A 1742-nucleotide genomic window follows, 5' to 3' on the forward strand; every position below is an offset into this window, starting at 1 on the left:
CGTGTTGCTGCCACTTAGAGAAGACACATTCGTCGCCAGATAGAACTGACACACCGTTGGTAGCAGCGGGGGCAGCGTGGAGCCATCCACAAGCGCAGCGCTGACCCCGCTGATGCGGTGAGTTCTGAGAGGGCTACGGACCCGCTGCGCCAGCAGCGGGCCCGGTCACGCTAGAACAGCAGGCAGTGAGGCAGGTTCCTGAGGCGGCGTGTTCCGATCTCGGCCCGCGTATTCGGCCAGTCCACGCGCGACGAGTTCCGTGTTGGGAAGGCGCGGTCCACGCTTCAGCTTGGGCGTGCAGAGCGTGCGGCGATCCACCTTCGATGCAGTCGGAGCAGCCGAGGCGGCGAACATACCGCCAGTCTGGGCGGTCCGCGCCGGCTCGTTGTTGTTCCGCTTGCGGTGGTGTGGTGCCGTTTCCTGCAGGAGCCGCGCCATCGCCAGCGCCGCGTCGAGATGCTTGTTGTCGACCACCGCTGCCTGGTTCACCCGCTGCATCTTGTCGAACACGCGATAGGGCAAGGCCTGCCCGTCGTGTCGGATCTCGATCCGCCCGTCAGGGAACTCGCAGACATCTACCCGCTTGCGCGCCAGTGCCTGGCTGACCCGGTTCGGCTCCAGGATGAACAGCGCCTTGTTGTAGTGCAGCGTCAGCGCCGCGGTCACCGTGCGCTGCTCGCGCCAGACCATCTCTGCCTCGATGTTCTCGTGCGGCGCCAGCGGGCGGTGGAGATCGCGCGGGTCGAACGGCGTCCTGGCGAACTGCCGGTTGTGCCGGGCCATGTAGGCGGGGAGAAAGGCATTGGCCTCCTCGATGGTGGAGATGCCCTCCAGTCGCATCGCCTTGACCAGCCGGTCCTGCAACGTGCCGTTCGCCCGCTCGACACGCCCCTTGGCCTGCGGCGAGTTGGCGCAGATGATCTCGATGTTGAGCGCATGCAGCGCCCGCCCGAGATGGGTCATGCCGTCACCGTTCGCCGAAGCGGTGTTGTTGCGAAACGCGCTGTGCTTGTCGGAGTACAAGGCGACCGGCTTTCCGTGGCGCTCGATATACGTCCGCGTGGCCCGCATGTAGGCGAAGGTGCTCTCGCTCTCTACCATCTCCAGGTGCATCAATTCGCTGGTCGCATCGTCGATATAGACCAGCAGCGTGCATTGCGGGCCCCGGTCCTCGAACCACCAGTGTTTGGACCCGTCGACCTGGATCAGCTCGCCGCGGCAGTCCCGCCGGTAACGCGGCTGGTGCGGGCGAGGGCGACGCGCTGCGCGGTCCTTCCACAGCCCCGCTGCCATCATCATCTGCCGCAGCGTCTCGCACGACACCCGGATGCCGTGCCGCTCGGCCAGATACTCGCGCGCCAGCGTGGGCCCGAACCCGTTATACTGCTCGCGCACGAGGCTGACGACCTGGTCACGAAAGGCATCGCCGTAACGCCGGTTGCTCGGACGGCCACGCTTGCGCGAGATCAGCCCGGCTGCGCCGTCCTGCCGAACTCGCTCCAGCAACCGGTAGATCTGTCGACGCTCAAGGCTCAGTAGCGCCATCGCGTCTGCAACCCGGATCTCACCGCGGTCGAGCCGCATCAGCGTGTCGAACCGGCTCACCTCGGCAGTACTCATCGTCAGCACCGTCATCGTTCGCACATCCTCGCTGCCGAGGATGGCCATGACACCGGCGACCCGCTGGCACTGTGTGCCTTTTCTATCTAGCGGAGCAGTGTCATTTCTACTTAGCGCCTACA

1 protein-coding gene is annotated in these 1742 nt (G+C 65.6%); it reads right to left on the reverse strand.

The genetic code is table 11. The features are described 5' to 3' along the window. Nucleotides 1-165 precede the first annotated feature (165 nt). Nucleotides 166-1635 carry an ISNCY family transposase gene (locus AX702_RS11785; protein WP_231729986.1) on the reverse strand — a complete coding sequence of 490 codons (1470 nt, stop codon included), beginning with the start codon at nt 1633-1635 and terminating at the stop codon, nt 166-168. Nucleotides 1636-1742 lie beyond the last annotated feature (107 nt).

Origin of the sequence: Sphingomonas sp. CCH5-D11 (assembly GCF_001557395.1) — a bacterium.
GTDB lineage: Bacteria > Pseudomonadota > Alphaproteobacteria > Sphingomonadales > Sphingomonadaceae > Sphingomonas.

Excerpts from the sequence above, each read along its gene's own strand:
- AX702_RS11785 (WP_231729986.1), bottom strand. The coding sequence starts at position 1,635 with ATGACGGTGCTGACGATGAGTACTGCCGAGGTGAGCCGGTTCGACACG.